This is a genomic window from Pseudomonas sp. 1152_12, from assembly GCF_052850675.1.
Genome location: NZ_VXCW01000009.1, coordinates 26,025 through 41,431, shown reverse-complemented (window position 1 = coordinate 41,431; position 15,407 = coordinate 26,025). Strand labels below are relative to the sequence as shown.

The 15,407-nt window shown below is 59.2% G+C and carries 13 protein-coding genes and 1 pseudogene; 8 read left to right on the top strand and 6 right to left on the bottom strand.

The features are described 5' to 3' along the window. Positions 1 to 175: 175 nt before the first annotated feature. Both FW764_RS17875 and FW764_RS17870 read left to right on the top strand, forming a co-directional pair. Positions 176 to 2,071: an alkaline phosphatase D family protein gene (locus tag FW764_RS17875; protein WP_446435007.1), complete on the top strand. Its 1,896-nt coding sequence runs from the start codon at positions 176 to 178 to the stop codon at positions 2,069 to 2,071. 212 nt (positions 2,072 to 2,283) lie between these two features. Next, positions 2,284 to 3,297, top strand: coding sequence for a diguanylate cyclase domain-containing protein (locus FW764_RS17870; protein ID WP_446435006.1), 1,014 nt, complete (start codon positions 2,284 to 2,286; stop codon positions 3,295 to 3,297). Between the two features lie 28 nt (positions 3,298 to 3,325). On the opposite strand, the gene FW764_RS17865 is transcribed toward FW764_RS17870, so the two are convergent. Further along, on the bottom strand, positions 3,326 to 4,342 hold the full coding sequence (locus FW764_RS17865; protein ID WP_446435005.1) for an amino acid ABC transporter substrate-binding protein: 1,017 nt from the start codon (positions 4,340 to 4,342) through the stop codon (positions 3,326 to 3,328). 144 nt (positions 4,343 to 4,486) lie between these two features. Between FW764_RS17865 and FW764_RS17860 the strand changes: the two genes are divergently transcribed. Together FW764_RS17860 and FW764_RS17855 are read left to right on the top strand one after the other, a co-directional pair. Further along, positions 4,487 to 5,380 carry a LysR substrate-binding domain-containing protein gene (locus FW764_RS17860; protein WP_446435004.1) on the top strand — a complete coding sequence of 298 codons (894 nt, stop codon included), beginning with the start codon at positions 4,487 to 4,489 and terminating at the stop codon, positions 5,378 to 5,380. Between the two features lie 89 nt (positions 5,381 to 5,469). Continuing rightward, on the top strand, positions 5,470 to 6,717 hold the full coding sequence (locus FW764_RS17855; RefSeq protein ID WP_446435003.1) for a 2-aminoadipate transaminase: 1,248 nt from the start codon (positions 5,470 to 5,472) through the stop codon (positions 6,715 to 6,717). Here FW764_RS17855 and FW764_RS17850 read toward each other — a convergent pair. Next, the gene (locus FW764_RS17850) at positions 6,714 to 8,729 is read right to left on the bottom strand and encodes a c-type cytochrome (RefSeq protein ID WP_446435002.1); all 2,016 of its coding nucleotides are present in this window, start codon (positions 8,727 to 8,729) and stop codon (positions 6,714 to 6,716) included. The two genes, FW764_RS17855 and FW764_RS17850, sit on opposite strands and share 4 nt — an antisense overlap. Before the next feature lie 199 nt (positions 8,730 to 8,928). Here FW764_RS17850 and FW764_RS17845 point away from each other — a divergent pair, with 199 nt between their 5' ends. Together FW764_RS17845 and FW764_RS17840 are read left to right on the top strand one after the other, a co-directional pair. After that, positions 8,929 to 9,432 (top strand): DUF6622 family protein, encoded by a 504-nt coding sequence (locus FW764_RS17845; RefSeq protein ID WP_446435001.1) that lies wholly within the window; start codon positions 8,929 to 8,931, stop codon positions 9,430 to 9,432. Between the two features lie 69 nt (positions 9,433 to 9,501). Continuing rightward, positions 9,502 to 10,221, top strand: a complete 720-nt coding sequence (locus FW764_RS17840; protein ID WP_446435000.1) for a hypothetical protein — start codon at positions 9,502 to 9,504, stop codon at positions 10,219 to 10,221. A 30-nt stretch (positions 10,222 to 10,251) separates the two neighbouring features. Here FW764_RS17840 and FW764_RS17835 read toward each other — a convergent pair. Both FW764_RS17835 and FW764_RS17830 read right to left on the bottom strand, forming a co-directional pair. After that, positions 10,252 to 10,412, bottom strand: a pseudogene (locus FW764_RS17835) (aminotransferase); the annotation flags it as partial. A 148-nt stretch (positions 10,413 to 10,560) separates the two neighbouring features. After that, on the bottom strand, positions 10,561 to 11,916 hold the full coding sequence (locus FW764_RS17830) for a serine hydroxymethyltransferase (protein ID WP_446434999.1): 1,356 nt from the start codon (positions 11,914 to 11,916) through the stop codon (positions 10,561 to 10,563). A 257-nt stretch (positions 11,917 to 12,173) separates the two neighbouring features. On the opposite strand from FW764_RS17830, the gene FW764_RS17825 reads away from it, so the two are divergent. Continuing rightward, on the top strand, positions 12,174 to 12,779 hold the full coding sequence (locus tag FW764_RS17825; protein WP_446434998.1) for a helix-turn-helix transcriptional regulator: 606 nt from the start codon (positions 12,174 to 12,176) through the stop codon (positions 12,777 to 12,779). Next, positions 12,766 to 13,644, top strand: coding sequence for a queuosine precursor transporter (locus FW764_RS17820; protein WP_446434997.1), 879 nt, complete (start codon positions 12,766 to 12,768; stop codon positions 13,642 to 13,644). The genes FW764_RS17825 and FW764_RS17820 overlap by 14 nt, the downstream gene beginning before the upstream one ends. Before the next feature lie 71 nt (positions 13,645 to 13,715). On the opposite strand, the gene queC is transcribed toward FW764_RS17820, so the two are convergent. Both queC and cyoE read right to left on the bottom strand, forming a co-directional pair. Next, positions 13,716 to 14,414, bottom strand: coding sequence for a 7-cyano-7-deazaguanine synthase QueC (gene queC, locus FW764_RS17815; RefSeq protein WP_446434996.1), 699 nt, complete (start codon positions 14,412 to 14,414; stop codon positions 13,716 to 13,718). Positions 14,415 to 14,519: 105 nt separating this feature from the next. Next, on the bottom strand, positions 14,520 to 15,407 hold the full coding sequence (cyoE, locus tag FW764_RS17810) for a heme o synthase (RefSeq protein WP_014719864.1): 888 nt from the start codon (positions 15,405 to 15,407) through the stop codon (positions 14,520 to 14,522).

The window sequence follows — 15,407 nt, the reverse complement described above, 5'->3', positions numbered from 1 at the left end:
CCCACGACGGTTGAATGGCCCTTAGCCTTGTCACGTTTTGACCCATGACGTTTATAGCCACGTCGGCCAAGACTTTATAAGTTCAGGGCGTAGTCACAGCGCATTTTTACTTAACAAAACACTGACATCCACTGGGTTAATCTGCGGACCCTACTTGCACAGAGTCGTCATCCCTATGCTTCAAGCAGGCACACTGCCCGCCGTTCTTGCTGGACCGCTGCTGCGCCGACTGGAACCCCGGCGCCTGGTGGTGTGGCTGGTGGGAAGCCGCGAGCTGTCGCCAACCCTGCGGCTGCACGTTGACGAGCACACGCGAGATATCCCGTTGGATAAGGGCCAGTGCCAGGTGGTGCCGGTGGGGCGTCATGCCTTCATCCACTTGATCGACGTGCCGCTGGACGAAGCCCTGCCGTTGGACGTGGTGATTGGCTATGACCTGCTGATCGACAACGTCGGCATCGCCGAATGGGCGCCACACCTGTTGTATGCCGAAGGCCAACACCCGAATTTTGTATTGCACAGCCGCATCCACCAGTTAGTACACGGCTCATGCCGCAAACCGCACCATCGCGCCGACGAAGGCTTACTGTGCGTCGACCGCCTACTGGCCGAGGCACACACGCCGGGCCAACGCCCAGCTCTGCTGATGATGAGTGGTGACCAGATCTACGCCGACGATGTCGCCGGCCCAATGCTGCGAGCGATTCATGCACTGATCGCGCGCTTGGGGCTGTTTGACGAATACCTCGAAGGCGCGGTGGTGGATAACAGCGCCAGCCTCTACGGGCATCGCGCCAGCTATTACCGTCGCGCCGACCTGCTCCCGGCGCTGAACAGCAACGAGACGCTGCGCGAGCGCTTTTTTGGTGGGGTGAAGAAACCGATTTTCACCAGCAGTACCGCCGACAACCACTTGGTGACCTTTGCCGAAGTGATCGCAATGTACTTGCTCGCGTGGTCGCCCACGCCCTGGACGCTGATCGCGCCGCAACCACCGCAACTGAGCGAAGCGCAACAGCAGCGCTATGCCCGTGAGCAGGTGCACATTGAGCAATTCCGTGACGGCCTGCCGGGCGTCGCGCGGGTCTTCGCCCACCTCTCGACGCTGATGATCTTCGACGATCACGACATCACCGATGACTGGAACCTCAGCGCCCAGTGGGAAGAAACCGCCTACGACCACCCGTTCTCCAAACGCATCATCGGCAATGCCTTGCTTGCTTACCTGCTGTGCCAGGGCTGGGGTAACCAACCGAATGTGTTTAGCGAGCTGTTGAGTCAAACCCAGGCGCTGACTGCCCAGGCGACAGACCACCACCTGCAGGCCAGCGCACACGATGAGCTGCTGGAAGCGCTGCTGAAATTCCAGCACTGGCATTACGTGCTGCCCACCACGCCTGCGCTGGTGGTGCTCGACACCCGAACTCGGCGCTGGCGCAGCGAGTTCACGCTCAAGCAACCCTCCGGCCTGATGGACTGGGAAGCCTTGAGCGAGCTGCAACAGGCACTGCTGGACCACCCGTCGGCCATCATCGTTTCACCTGCGCCGATCTTTGGCGTCAAGCTGATCGAGACCGTACAAAAAGTGTTCAGTTGGTGCGGCTACCCGCTGCTGGTGGACGCCGAAAACTGGATGGCCCATCGCGGTGCGGCCCAGGTGATCCTCAACATCTTCCGCCACTCGCGCACGCCGGGTAACTACGTGATTCTCTCAGGCGACGTGCATTATTCATTCGTCTACGAAGTGCTGATCCGCCACCGCAACGCTGGCCCCCGGCTCTGGCAGATCACCAGCAGCGGCATCAAGAACGAATTCCCGCCGCGCTTGCTGGAATGGTTCGACCGCCTGAATCGCTGGCTCTACTCGCCGCGCTCGCCGCTCAACTGGTTCACCCGTCGCCGCACCATGCAGGTGGTGCCGCATATTCCGGAACATGCGCAAGCCGGTGAACGGCTCTGGAATTCAGCCGGGATCGGCCAGGTATTTTTCAAAGATCAGGGCCAACCTGAAGCGATCTACCAGCACAACGCAGATGGGAAACCTCGGACGCAGATGCTGGCGCCGCAGTAAGCCACACACCGAGATTAAATGTGGGAGCCAGCTTGTCGGGTCCCACACTCAATTTGCTTCGATTGGTGTGATAGCTCATAGCCGCACCATTAGAGCAGCGCACCCGCCCTATTTAAACCGCGCAATCCCCGATGTACAGTAGCGCCAGCCACGGAGTATCGGCGTCAACAAAGACTGGCCTTGCAAGCCAGCACACGCAGGGAAGCGCAAAGATGGACGATAACTCCGGCTATAAATCGGCTCACCGTGACTTTGCCGAATTCAACGCCGACATGTTGCATGCCGTCATGGAACTGGTCAGCGACGGCATTTGGGACTGGAACGCCAATACCGGCTTCGTCTACCGCAACCCTGGCTGGTACGAAATGCTGGGCTACCCCCGCCACTCTCTGGAGAACACTGTGTTCACCTGGGAGAACGTGATCCACGCCGAAGATTACCCCAGCGTGATGGCCGTGTTTGATGACTACATCAGCCAACGTGCGCCCCATTACCAGGCCGAGTATCGCTGCCGAAAACAAGACGGCACCTACCTGTGGATCGAAGACCGTGGCTACGTCATTGCCCGCAACCCCGACGGCTCAGTGGCGCGCATGGTCGGCGCGCACCGTGATATTCATTCACGCAAAAACTCCCTCGAACAGCTCCAGAAGCGAAACCAGTCGCTGGAAGCACTGGTGGCCGAACGCACCCGTGAATTGTCGCGGGTCAATCAGCAGCTGCAATTGCAGTTGGACGAGAACCGCTCCCTGGCCGAACAGGACGCCCTGACGCGTATCGCCAACCGTTATCGCCTGGAGAAAGTACTCCTGGAGGAATGCGAGCGTGCCGAGCGCTTCCGCTTGCCACTGGCACTGGTGGCCATGGATATCGATGACTTCAAGCCGATCAACGACCAACATGGTCACGGCATAGGCGACAACACGCTGGTGCGGGTGGTGCAAGGCTTGGAGGCTTGCGTACGCCCCGGCGATTTACTGGCCCGCTGGGGCGGTGATGAATTTATGCTGATCCTGCCCAAAAGCACCTTGGATACCGCCAAGCAACTGGCCGAACGGGTTCGGCACAAGACCACCGAGATACCCGCCGTAGGCGACTTCAAGGTGACTCTGAGCCTGGGTGTGGTGGAACGCCGTATGGGGGAATGCCCTGCCGCCTTGATGGCACGCGCCGATCAAGCGTTGTATCGGTCCAAAGCGGCGGGGAAGGATGTGGTGTCGGAGTAGATACAGCGCTCACACCGGCTCTGCCCGCTCAGCGAACCGGTGGCGCGTACTGAATACCGCCGTTGCTCCACAACGCATTGAGCCCGCGCTTGATCTTCAACACGCTGCCCTGGCCGATATTGCGTTCGAACACTTCGTCATAGTTGCCCACCTGCTTGACGATCTGCACCACCCAGTCCTTGCGCAGTTTCAAGTCTTTGCCGTAATCGCCATCGGCACCGAGCAACCGTGCAACCTCGGGGTTCTTGGTGGACTTGGCCTGCTCTTCGACGTTCTGCGAGGTGATACCCATTTCCTCGGCATTAAGCATGGCAAACAGCGTCCATTTGACGATGCTGAACCATTCATCGTCGCCCTTGCGTACCAGCGGCCCAAGCGGCTCTTTGGAGATCACTTCCGGCAACACCACAAACTCATCCGGGTGCGCCATCTTGATACGCTGGGCGTACAGGCCCGACTGGTCAGTGGTGAGCACATCGCAACGCCCGGCTTCGAGGCCCTTCGCGCTTTCGTCGGCGGTGTCAAAGGTGATCGGCGTGTACTTCATGCCGTGGGTGCGAAAGTAATCGGAAACGTTGAGTTCGGTGGTGGTGCCGGCCTGAATGCAAATAGTTGCGCCATCCAGTTGCTTGGCAGCGGTCACGCCCAACTTGTTGTTCACCAGAAATCCGATGCCGTCGTAATAGGTCACGCCGGTAAACACCAGGCCCATCCCCGAATCGCGGGAGCTGGTCCACGTAGTGTTGCGTGAGATCAGGTCGATTTCGCCCGATTGCAGCGCGGTGAAACGCTCCTTGGCGGTCAACTGGCTGAACTTCACTTTGGAGGCATCGCCAAATACCGCAGCGGCGACGGCGTGGCACACGTCTACGTCAATGCCGGTCATCTTGCCCGCGCTGTCCGGTACGCCAAAGCCCGGCAGGCCGTCGCTGACGCCGCACTGGATAAAGCCTTTTTTCTGGATCGCATCCAGGGTCACGCCCGCGTGGGCGCTGCCGGCCAAGGCCACAGCCGTAGCGGCGATGAGGGTTCTGAGGTTGTTCATGCGAGGCACTCCCTGTCGTTTTTTATTATTCGGCGCCGCACAGCCTGCGCCAGTTTATAGTGTTGCCGCGCAGTATTGACGGCTTTACTCCCCTGCCACAAACGACCTTTAGGCAAAGGCTCCTTCCGATTTGGAATGAACTGCATGATTTCAAAACGCTTGACCCCTTCAATGACCGCCCTGCAGTGCTTCGAGGCCGCCGCCCGCCACCTGAGTTTCACTCGCGCCGCCCAAGAGCTGCACCTGACCCAGAGCGCGGTGAGCAAGCAGGTTGCGCAGCTCGAAGAGATGCTGTGCCACAACCTGTTCGAACGGGTGCGCCAACGCTTGTACCTGTCGCCAGCGGGCTCGTTGTATTTGGCCGAGGTCCACAAGATCCTCACTCAGGTGGACATCTCCAGCCGCTATATCCTCAGTTATGGTGGCGAGACTGAAGTACTGCGCATCGCCACTCAGCCGACGTTCGGCGACCGCTGGCTGGTGCCCAAGCTTAAGGACTTTGCGGCCAAGCATCCGAACATTCACCTGGAGGTACGCAACGAACTTGAGCCCTTCGATGTGTTACAGGCCAAGGCTGATATTGCGTTTTTCTTCGGCCAGGGCTCGTGGCCAGGGGCGACGTGCATCGAGTTGTTTCGCGAAGCCGTGGTGCCGGTCTGCGCGCCAGGATTTGTCGCCGAGGGCAGCGATGCTTCGTCGCGCCACACCTTGCTGCAATGCACTTCACGTCCGCAAGCCTGGCACGAGTGGTTTCTGGAACAAGGGCTGCATTCGCAGAACAGCTACCACGGGCCGCGATTCGACACGTTCTACATGTGCATTCGCGCGGCGCAATCGGGCTATGGCGTGGCGTTGGTGCCGCAGTACTTGGTCGCCGACGAATTGGCCAGCGGGAGCTTGATGATCCCTTGGGATTACACAATGCCCAGCGCTGGCGCGCACTTTATCGCGCATGCCGAACATGCGGGTGAGATCCCCAAAGTGAAGGCGTTCCTCAGTTGGATGGTCGACTACTTAAACGCACATCCCGACTTTTAATAATGACCCGGCGACTTTATTTCGTTTGCGGCAAGGCCGGGCGCACGGCTTAGATAAAAAGACGCCCGCCATTGCCGAGTCAAAGATTCATGAGCCGCGAAACCATCAGCCAGTCGATTTCCATCGTCCACCCCATCAGCCTCAGCCACGGCAAAAACGCCGAGGTCTGGGACACCATGGGCAAGCGCTACATCGATTTTGTCGGCGGCATCGGAGTACTCAACCTCGGGCATTGCCACCCGGGCGTGGTCGAGGCGATTCAACAACAGGCGACCAAGCTGACCCACTACGCGTTCAACGCCGCGCCCCATGCGCCCTATATCGAATTGATGGAGCGTCTTACCGCGTTTATACCGGTGGATTACCCGGTGAGCGGCATGCTCACCAACAGTGGCGCGGAGGCCGCAGAAAACGCCTTGAAGATCGTGCGCGGGGCGACTGGCCGCACGGTGGTGATCGCCTTTGACGGCGCCTTTCACGGCCGCACCCTGGCCACACTCAACCTTAATGGCAAGGTGGCGCCCTACAAGCAAAAAGTCGGCGTACTGCCTGGGCCTGTGTATCACCTGCCCTACCCCAGCGCCGATAACGGCGTGACCTGTAGCGAAGCCCTCAAAGCGATGGAGCGTCTGTTCAGCGTGGAAATCGACGTCGAGGACGTGGCCTGTTTCATCATCGAGCCGGTGCAGGGCGAAGGCGGTTTCCTCGCCCTTAACATTGAGTTCGCCCACGCCCTGCGACGTTTCTGCGATGAGAAAAACATCCTGCTGATTGCTGACGAAATTCAGTCCGGCTTCGGGCGTACCGGCCAGCGTTTCGCCTTCTCGCGCCTGGGCATCGAGCCGGACTTGATCCTGCTCGGCAAGAGCATCGCCGGTGGCGTGCCATTGGGCGCGGTAGTCGGGCGCAAAGCCTTGCTCGACAACCTGCCCAAAGGCGGCCTGGGCGGCACCTACTCCGGCAACCCGATTGCTTGCGCGGCCGCATTGGCCACGCTGGATGCAATGACGGATGAACACCTGAAAGCCTGGGGTTCACAACAGGAAGAAGCCATCGTCAGCCGTTATGAACAATGGCGTGCGCAAGGTGTGCCCTATCTGGGGCGCCTGACCGGTGTGGGCGCCATGCGTGGCATCGAACTGGCTAACGCCGACGGCTCGCCGGCGTCCAAGCAATTGACCCAACTGCTGAGCCTGGCACGGGACGCCGGTTTGCTGCTGATGCCGAGCGGCAAGTCGCGACACATTATTCGGCTGCTGGCACCGCTGACCACCGAGCCCGCGGTGCTGGAAGAAGGCCTGGATATTCTTGAGGCCTGCCTCAAACAGCTGACTTAATAGCGTGCATCGACAGGCTTACCGCCGTTGGGCCAGTCTTTGACCTTGTCCGGGAAATCCGGGCGAGGTTGGCCGGAGAAATACGCCGCCACGTCCACCGCTTCCTGGTCCGACAAGCCGCCCTGCCCCAAAGGGAATTTCTCGTGGAAGCCGATCGGCATGTTGCGTTTGACGAACGCCGCCGCTGTGTAGGGCCGCGCCATGCCAGCGCCGATGTTGAACGACTGCTCGCCCCACAACGGCGGGTACACCCGCTCGCCGTCGGCACGCGCCAGGCCTTCGCCGTTGACGCCGTGGCACACCGCGCATTGCTTGGCATACACCTGCTTGCCGTTCTCAAGGTCCGGCTTGATCGACGGGTCGATCTTGCCCACACCGCGCCCGGCCACTTTGTCTTCGGGGCGGGTGTTGTTTTTCATCCAGTCGAAGTACGCGACCATCGCCTGCATATCCGCTGATTGTGGCGACAGTGGTTTGCCGTTCATGGAGCGACGGAAACAACCGTTGATACGCTCCTCCAACGTGACCACCTTGCCGGCGCGCGGCGCATAGCTGGGGAAGAACGCCGACACGCCCACAAACGGCGAACCATCCGCCACAGTGCCAGCGTTGAGATGGCAACTGGTGCAGTTGAGCGAGTTGCCGACGTTATCCGGCAGCAGCGCCTTGGTCTGCAAGTGCAGACGCATGCCGCGAACCACTTGGTCGGCATTCGGTGCAGCGAGCAAGTCGGCCAGGCGAGGGGTTTCGAAGGCCGACGAATCAGTGGTGGTGGGGTTGAGTTGGTCACGCATTGTTTTCACTTGGGCGGCGCTGATCGGCGTGCCCTCGTTGCCCCAACGGGTCCGCACGAAGCTCAGGATCTCGGCGATTTCCTGATCCGCCAACCGGCTGAACCCAGGCATGGTATAGACCCGTGGATGGGTGGCGGTTTGTGCGGTCTCCCAGCCGGTCAGAGTAATATGCAGCAGCGAAGTTGGGTTGCTGGCGGCGATGCTCGGGTTGCCAGCCAGCGGTGGGAACAAGCCCTTCACACCGCCGCCGTCACTGCGGTGGCAGTCGCTGCAAAACTGCATATACCCCAGGCCGCCACGGCTGGTGTACAGGTCGGCTGGCGGCGCGGCAGGCGTGCGGGCTACCGACGGCATCGGCAGATCGTCTTTACCTGGCGGCAGGGCTTTGAGGTAGCTGGCGATGGCCGTGAGGTCGTAGTCACTGAAGTGCTGAGTGCTGTGGTGAATCACATCGGCCATGTTACCCGCCACCGTGGCGAAGCGGTTTTGCCCAGTTTTGAGCAGTTGCACGGTGTCTTCCACGGTCCACAGGTTACGCAGGCTCAAGGCACGCCAGTGTTCGACGGTTTCGCCGGCCAGGTAATGCTGGCCGCTGCGACCGTCATCACTCATGGCTTTTTCCTGGAAGGCGATGCCGCGTGGCGTGTGACAGGAGCCGCAGTGGCCAAGGCCCTGGACCAGGTAGGCGCCACGGTTGAGCACCTCGTTACGGCCCGGGTCGGGCTGGAACGGCTGTTTGTCGAGAAAGACAAAATTCCACAGCGCCAGGCCCCAGCGTTGATTGAACGGGAAGCCCATGTCCGCCTCAAGGTTGGCCTGTTGCACGGGTTCTACGCCTTGCATCAGGTAGGCGTACAAGGCGTGCATGTCCTCCTCGCTCATTTTGGCGTAGGACGGATACGGCATGGCGGGGTAAAGATTCATGCCTGTGGGCGTCACGCCTTCGCGCATCACCTTGTCGAACTGCTCGAAGGTGTAGCTGCCGATACCCGTCTCCCGGTCCGGTGTGATGTTGCTCGAATAGATCGTGCCCATCGGCGTGCTCAACTCCAGCCCGCCGGCCATCACCTTGCCTTGCTTGGCGGTGTGGCAGGCGATGCAGTCGCCCAGTTGTGCAACGTACTTGCCGTGTTCCACTTCGGTGGCAGTGGCGTGCAGGGGTAGCGCCAGACAGAGCGTCGCCCCCAGCAAAGCTAGGCGGGACAGGGAAAAGGCCATGAAATTAATCCTTTAATCACCTGGCCGCTGTGGTCTGCGCGGCGCAGGTAGGTCGTCGTTTTTATGGGTTCATCAGGCCTTGGTGTTGTAACGGATTTCGCGGCGCGGGGTGTTGATGTGGGTCAGGGGCAAATCGATGGACAAACCCAGGGAGCCTCAACGACTATCCACCGCCTACCCACACTGCACGGAAGCCCCCATGCTCGATATCCTCCAAGGCACGCCCCTCTGGGTGTACGCCGTTTACCTGTGGATTTGTTACTACGGCATCAAGGCCTGCCTGGTCGGGCGTGAGAATCGTCGCTCGTTGATGATTCTGCCGGTGGTGCTGGTGGTGTGGTCGCTGATGTCGCTGGCGCCTTCGATCCTGTCGAGCGGCGCCTGGGTTTGCGGTGCATTGGTGGGCAGCCTGCTGGGCATGCTGCTGTTCAACGCCGACGGCGCGCGGCTCGATGCCAATGGCGAAACCCTGGTGTTGCCGGGCACGTGGAAACCCCTGCTGATCTCGCAGTTGTTCTTCGTGGTCAAATACTACTTCGGCTACCAACAGGCGGTGCATCCGCTGTTTTTGAGCACGCCGCAGATGCTGGTAGCGGTGGGCGGAGTGTCGGGGTTTACCGTTGGTCTGTTCTGCGGGCGCGCCGTGCGGCTGCAGCGGGCGCTGACGGCCTTGCGCCGCGACAAGGGCGTTGTGCTGCCTTGACCTGATCTCCCCAGCCACTGAAAATGCGCGACGCTTTTTTGTCCCGTTTACTGACGTAGTGAAATTTCAATGTCCGATTCTTACACCGAACAATCAGCCCAAGAAGAATCCGTAGCAGCCCTGCAATCCAAAGCTGAATACGAAAACGCCATCAATCTTTCACAGCATGTGCCTGCGGCCAAGATCATCAGCGAGATGGTGCTGGACGCGTTCCACACCTCCAAGGAAAGCGACCAGATCCGCGAGCTGCGCGTAGCTATCCGCCAGGCCCACGACGCCTTCGACGACGACAAGGCCTACGACCTGATGGGTCAGCTCAAGCAACTCAAAGACGCCGAGGCGGCCGATAACATCGCCTTGGAAGACCTCAGCAGCAAATTCTCGATCAGCCGCATCCTGTCCAGCTTCAAGGACGACCCGGAGTTTCAGGAACTGGTCTACGGCCTGGCCCTCAAAGTGCTGAACCAGTCTCACCAGGCGATCAGCAACCCAAGCGCCGGCAAGGGCAAAGCCGCACGGCCGAAGAAAGAAGCCGAAGTGTTTGTGATCAGCAAGGATGGCATCAGCGTCACCCTGCCGCTGCGCACGCCGCGCTCCAAGCTGAGCGTTGACCGTGAGGCGTTCGAGTTCCTGGGCTTCAGCTTTGTGGGCGAAGGCGATGAAGCGGAGCTTGAGGTCGAAAGTTTTGTGGATAACTCCGGCGCCGAGCAGCCGCTGAGCCGCAAGAGTGTGATCACTGCACTGCAGCAGCAGACGGCGTTTGATGGATACAGCATTGCGCAGCAGTAATACCGATGAACTAAAGGTGGGAGCTGGCTAACCCGCGCCCTTCAACCACGCTACGGTCTCATCACGCAACTGGGCGTTGAGCGCCTTGCGCTGTGGCAGCCGCTTGATGCCTAGCAGGCTCGCGCGGGGCCGAGCAAGGAGACGGCTGCCGGCACGTTGTCACCGCCGAACACAGCCAGCCGCGCCAGCACCGGCAGGGCTGCACCGAGGGAGAGAAGGGACCGACGACTTACGCTGATCCTGGGGGACTACTCCTTGTAGACGGGTGATCGATTCGCACAGTGCGTACAAGGAAGTATGACGAGGAACGTCTCAGCGGATTTAACCCAGCACTGGGGATTAACCCTCCAGGTAGTCAGCAATGGGATAGCGCGCGCACAAGGCTTCCACTTCGCTGCGCACCTGCTCACACACCACAGGCTCAAGCCGGTAGTCCTGCTCACCCAACGGCGTCACGCTGTCCAGCACACGGCAAACCAGCTCGATAACTCGCCGGCAGCCTTCGCGGTCGAGCCTGCGTTGCGCCAGGGAACCGGTGCCGATACACACCCCGCTGGTCACCCACGACGAGCGCGTTTCGCCCGGTACGCGGTGTTTGTTCACGACAATGGCGCAACGCTCCAGCGCCGATTCGGCGATGGCACCGGTCATCGCGCCCTGCAGCCGGATCAACACCGTATGGTTGTCGCTGCGCCCACCGACCACCTCGTAACCGTGGGCCTGGAACGCGCCAGCCACAGCATCGGCCAGCGTACGCACCCGCCCCATGCAGGCGTCGAATTCCGGCGATTTCGCGTAGCCCAACGCGGCGGCCTTGGCCGCGATCAGGTTGACCGCCGGCGCGCCCTGCATGCGCGGGAATACGGCCTGATCGAGCACGCGACTGAAGGTGGAGCGCAAGCCGAGAACCTTGGTGTTGGCGTCGCGGCCAGACAGAATCAGCCCGCCGCGAGGGCCACCGAGTTGCTTGTGGGTACAGGTGACGGTGACGTGGGCGGCGTTGATCGGGTTCGGGTGGCGACCCGTCACCACCAGCCCGGCGATATGGGAAATGTCCGCCAACAAGATCGCGCCTGCCTCGTCAGCAATCGCGCGAAACCGCTCGAAGTCCACCACCCGAGAGTAAGCCGACGCACCGCAAATAATGATACGTGGGCGATGTGCGAGGGCCAGGCTGCGCACCTGCGCGTAATCGATCAGGCCCTCGGCGGTGGTGCCGTAGCGGATGGCCTTGTAATAGGCCCCGGTGAAGACAGCCGGACTGCCAAGCGTTAGATCACCGCCGTGGTCATGGGCCATGCCGAGCAATGTATCGCCAGGCTCAAGCAGCGCCGAGAGCACTTGGGCAATCGCGTTGGACGCCGAGTGCGACTGCACGCTGGCATAGTGGGCGTCGAACAGTTCCCGTGCGCGTCGAATGGCCAGGGCTTCGACCAGATCGACGTTCTCGCAACCGGCACGCTGGCGTTTACCAGGCATACCTTCGGCGCTCACATTGACCAGTGCCGAGGCGCAGGCCACCAAGGTTCGTGGTTTGACCGCGCAGGAGGATGAAACCAGAGAGAGCGTACGGTGCTGACGCGAGACTTCGGCGTCGAGCAGGCTCGCCAGCTCAAAATCTTCAGCGTGTAGATCCGCCAAGCCACGACGCAGTAGGTCGGCCTGATCTTTGAGTTGTGAGCTATTGACTGCCATGAGTGCGGGTCCCTTCCTGGGCGTTGCGTGTCGGTCCGTCCTGAACCGAGGGATTTTATTAAACAGGAAGTTGAACAATAAATTAAACATTTTCCAAATTAAATGTTCTTTCTTGCGCGCTCAAAGGATCGCAGAAGCACCGGAGCAGCGCATCCGGGACTTTATTATTGGGGCCCACGCATGCAACACTCCCGCCGCCGCGACGCCGCAAGCGCCGCGCACAAGGACGGCTATGACTAAAAGGAAGTGGTGAACACGTGATACACAGACGGGAAAAAACCGAGCACTTGAAGAGCAACATCAAGTACTTGATTAAAAGTCGCGGTGAAACGCAGTTGTCGTTATGCAGCGCCGCCGGCCTGACCAGGACCACCATCTACAACATCCTGGAAGGCAAGGTCGTCAACGTCCAGCAGTCCACCCTCCGCAAGATTTCGGATTTCTTCGGTGTCTCTTACGACGAAATTGAAACTCTCGATTTTGAAGCCAAGGAAATCATCGAGAGCAGTATTTCCCCACAGGGCAACATGAACCCGGCGGCCGTGCCGATCCTCAAGGAAAGCCTGGTTATACAGAACCTGGATAAGCGCATTGGCGAATTGGCGACGTTGTACCCGCTGACCTACTACTTCGGCACCTCGCGCAACCTGATTGCGGTGCGCCTGGAACATGCAATCCCCGGCATTAATGAGCCTGGCGATGTGTTGATTGTGCAAAAAGGCTCTTCCAGCGACGGCAAAGAAAAGCTGGTGTATGACCGGGTCACCAAACGCATGCTGATTACCCTCGAAGCCTGTGCTCACTCAGATCGCCTGTGCGTGGTCGGCGATATCATTGAGGAGCGCTTCAATGACAACGCTTGAAACAGGTATCGAAAACAGCAAATACAAGCTGCTGGGCTTTGAAAATGACAAGCACCTGGCCGTGATCATGGTGATCGCCACGGGCAAGGTCATCAAGCTGAAACTGAGCGAAGTACTCAACAGCGAAATAATGGACGACCTCAACAAAATGGAAGTTAAGAACATGTACAAGAAGTTTTATTCACAAGGAGGGGCACTCACCGCCTACGACATAAACGACCGCAACGAAAACTCCTGGATGATTTACATCATCCTGAATTTGCTGCTGTTCACGTTTTACATCTTCACCAGTATTGCCGCGACCAAGCCTCTCTACCTCGAATCGCTGGGCATCATCGTCACGCCGGGCACGTTTCTATACCCGCTGACCTTTTTGATCGTGGACTTGCTCAACGAGCAATTCGGCTTGCGGTTGGCCAGACGCGCCATTCTGTTTGCGTTTGCCAGCAACGCAATGATCATCATCTTGCTCTATGGCTCGACCTTCCTGCCGGGGCTGCCAGGGTGGAAACTGGACGGGCCGTATAACGACGTGATCATTCAAGTGTCTTCGGTATTGGTCGCCTCCTCCGTGTCCTTCCTAGTGTCGGAGAATATAAACTCCTACCTGCTGTGCAAGATCAAAGAGTTGACCAATTCCAAATACTTGTACCTGCGCATTTTCCTCAGTACGTTCTTCGCGGTCATCATCGACAGCTTCCTGTTTTGCTTCATCGCCTTCTACGGCGCCATGCAAACCAGTGACATCCTGAGCATGATCTACGTGCAGATTGCGATCAAAGTCGGCTTTGCGTTCTTCAATATTTTGCCGGCCTATGGTGCGCGCGCGTTGTTCAAGCGCTGGATCACCGGCGCCGCTGCCTGATGCAAATCAGTTAAGGAGCAACACCGTACCTGTGGCCAGGGAGCTTGCTCCCTCGCCACACAGTGAGCGGTTTAGCTCAGCTGCAACTTACCCTTCAGGCTTTGCATCACCTGCGCCTTGTTCTGCAGATACTCATTCAAACCGCGTGCACGCAAGTTGCACGCGTCGCAATTACCGCAGCCACTGCCGATGATGCCGTTGTAGCAGGTCAGCGTCTGGTGACGGATCAGCTCCAGCTGGTTGTGGTAATCGGCGAGCGCCCACGTCTCGGCCTTGTTCAGCCACATCAGTGGGGTTTCCAGGCGCAATGGGTATTCCATGCCCAGCTCAAGCGCCTTGTTCAGGGCTTTGACGAACTCGTCGCGGCAATCGGGGTAACCCGAGAAGTCGGTTTCGCACACGCCGGTAATCACGCTTTGAGCTTTAACCTGATAGGCGTAGATCGACGCCAATGTCAGGAAGAGGATATTGCGGCCTGGCACAAAGGTGCTTGGCAAGCTGCCGCCAGCACTGTCCACGGTCGGTACGGGAATGTTGTCACGGGTCAGGCTGCTGATGGCCAGCTCGTTGAGCAAGGACACATCCATGACTTTGTGAACGGTGGCGCCCAGCTGCTTGGCGAGCTTCTGCGCGACTTCAATTTCCGCCACATGGCGCTGGCCATAATCAAAGGTGATGCAGTGCACTTCGTCATACAACGGCAATGCTTGGATCAGACAAGTCGTCGAATCCTGCCCGCCACTGAACACGATCACGGCTTTTTTACTCATTACGTTGCTTCCTGCATTTGTAGAATGTGCGCATAGTTTAAAGGCCACTCAATAAAAAACCCCGCGCTTCTTTCGAAGGCGGGGCTTTTTTTAATACTCAACCACTCAGTGAGCGTAGGTCAGCAACAGCTCTTTGGGCACTTGGAAATCCAGGGACATCATCACGCTGAGCGCGGTGATGGTGAAGATCGAGAACACGAACAGCTTGCGCGCCCAGACGGTGTCATCCACCGCCTTGTAGCCCGTCCAGGCCATGTACAACCAGTACATGCCCATGGCGGCGGCGACGGCGAGGTAGCTCATGCCGGCGTAGCCACTGAAGGTCAACATCAAGGTCGCCACGAGGAAGGCCAGGATGTAGAGCAGGATGTGTTTCTTGGCCACCTGAATGCCACGCTTGACCGGCAGAACCGGAATCGACGCAGCCAGGTAGTCATTGAAGCGGAAGATCGCGATGGCATAGGAGTGCGGCATCTGCCACAGGCTGAACATCACCAGCAGCACCAGCGCGGCCATGTCGAAGCTATTAGTCACCGCCACATAACCAATCACCGGCGGCATCGCGCCCGACAGACTGCCCACCAGCGTGCCGTGAACCGACTTGCGCTTGAGGTACAGACTGTAAAGGCCGACGTAGATAACAAAACCGATCACGGCAAACAGCGCCGCCAACGGGTTGGCCACCTTGTACAACAGTGCCACACCGGCAACACCCAGGACGGTCGCGTAGATCAGTGCCAGTTTCAGGGAGATGAGGCCCTGGACCAGCACACGATTCTTGGTGCGCTCCATCTTGATATCGATGTCGCGGTCGATGCAGTTGTTGAACACACAACCGGAAGCTACCACCAGGGACGTACCGATCATTGCAGCCAGGAAGATGGCCAGATCGACATGTCCCTTGGAGGCCAGGAAGAAACCGCCTGCCACAGAAAGCACGTTACCGAAAATGATCCCCGGTTTGGTGATTTGGATAAAGTGCTTAAGCGACAT

Excerpts from the sequence above, each read along its gene's own strand:
- FW764_RS17870 (WP_446435006.1), top strand. The coding sequence starts at position 2,284 with ATGGACGATAACTCCGGCTATAAATCGGCTCACCGTGACTTTGCCGAA.
- FW764_RS17875 (WP_446435007.1), top strand. The coding sequence starts at position 176 with ATGCTTCAAGCAGGCACACTGCCCGCCGTTCTTGCTGGACCGCTGCTG.
- FW764_RS17845 (WP_446435001.1), top strand. The coding sequence starts at position 8,929 with ATGCTCGATATCCTCCAAGGCACGCCCCTCTGGGTGTACGCCGTTTAC.
- FW764_RS17830 (WP_446434999.1), bottom strand. The coding sequence starts at position 11,916 with ATGGCAGTCAATAGCTCACAACTCAAAGATCAGGCCGACCTACTGCGT.
- FW764_RS17820 (WP_446434997.1), top strand. The coding sequence starts at position 12,766 with ATGACAACGCTTGAAACAGGTATCGAAAACAGCAAATACAAGCTGCTG.
- cyoE (WP_014719864.1), bottom strand. The coding sequence starts at position 15,407 with ATGTCGCTTAAGCACTTTATCCAAATCACCAAACCGGGGATCATTTTC.
- FW764_RS17860 (WP_446435004.1), top strand. The coding sequence starts at position 4,487 with ATGATTTCAAAACGCTTGACCCCTTCAATGACCGCCCTGCAGTGCTTC.
- FW764_RS17840 (WP_446435000.1), top strand. The coding sequence starts at position 9,502 with ATGTCCGATTCTTACACCGAACAATCAGCCCAAGAAGAATCCGTAGCA.
- FW764_RS17865 (WP_446435005.1), bottom strand. The coding sequence starts at position 4,342 with ATGAACAACCTCAGAACCCTCATCGCCGCTACGGCTGTGGCCTTGGCC.
- FW764_RS17855 (WP_446435003.1), top strand. The coding sequence starts at position 5,470 with ATGAGCCGCGAAACCATCAGCCAGTCGATTTCCATCGTCCACCCCATC.
- queC (WP_446434996.1), bottom strand. The coding sequence starts at position 14,414 with ATGAGTAAAAAAGCCGTGATCGTGTTCAGTGGCGGGCAGGATTCGACG.
- FW764_RS17850 (WP_446435002.1), bottom strand. The coding sequence starts at position 8,729 with ATGGCCTTTTCCCTGTCCCGCCTAGCTTTGCTGGGGGCGACGCTCTGT.